This window comes from Bartonella sp. AP57NXGY (assembly GCF_042195805.1).
Classification (GTDB): domain Bacteria; phylum Pseudomonadota; class Alphaproteobacteria; order Rhizobiales; family Rhizobiaceae; genus Bartonella.
The window spans coordinates 1-705 of record NZ_JBHIOZ010000523.1 but is presented as its reverse complement, the minus strand read 5'-3'; the positions used below and the strand labels follow the sequence as shown (position 1 = coordinate 705).

Sequence of the window (705 nt, the reverse complement as noted above, 5' to 3'; positions counted from 1 at the left end):
TATAATGTCACAAAAATTATTGGCTCCATACGCTCATCGGTACAAATAGAATTTTCTCCCAATGAAGAAATTGCCCATGTAGCAATTGGCAACAGCGTTGCATGGGAAGTCGCCCCCGCTGGCAATATTCTTTTCCTCAAAGCGCGGGAAGTCCAACCCATTACCAATCTCCAAGTCGTCACCACAAAGCTTGATGGCTCAAAGCGCTCCTATCAATTTGAACTGATGGTCAAAGATGGAGAAATTTCCTCTGGACAAGAAACATATTTCCTTGTGAAATTTCGCTACCCACAAGAAGAAGCAGAACAAAGAAGACTCGCAGCACTTATGCGACAAGAAAAACAACAAGCCCAGCGTATCGATAATGTCTTCAACGCTTCTGAAACCTACGGACCTCGCAATTGGGCTTACACCGCTCAAGGCTCTATCACTCTTGAACCCTCCTCCGTTTATGACAATGGCAAAACCACAACATTTACATTTCCAGACAACCAAGAAATCCCTGCCATTTACATTGTCAGCAATGACGGTACAGAATCGCTGGTTCCCAAAACCACAAGAGGCAACATGGTGATTGTCCATGCCATTAGCGCACGCTTCACCCTAAGACAGGGAAAAAACGTCCTATGCGTCTTTAACGAAGCCTATCAACCAAAAGGCACAAATCCAAATACCGGAACAACCTCACCATCTGTTGAACGTAAA

At 44.5% G+C, this 705-nt stretch carries 1 protein-coding gene; it reads left to right on the top strand.

The features are described from left to right. Positions 1-705 (top strand): TrbG/VirB9 family P-type conjugative transfer protein (locus ACFIL8_RS11815; protein ID WP_375689974.1); only part of this gene is annotated, 705 nt, incomplete at both ends.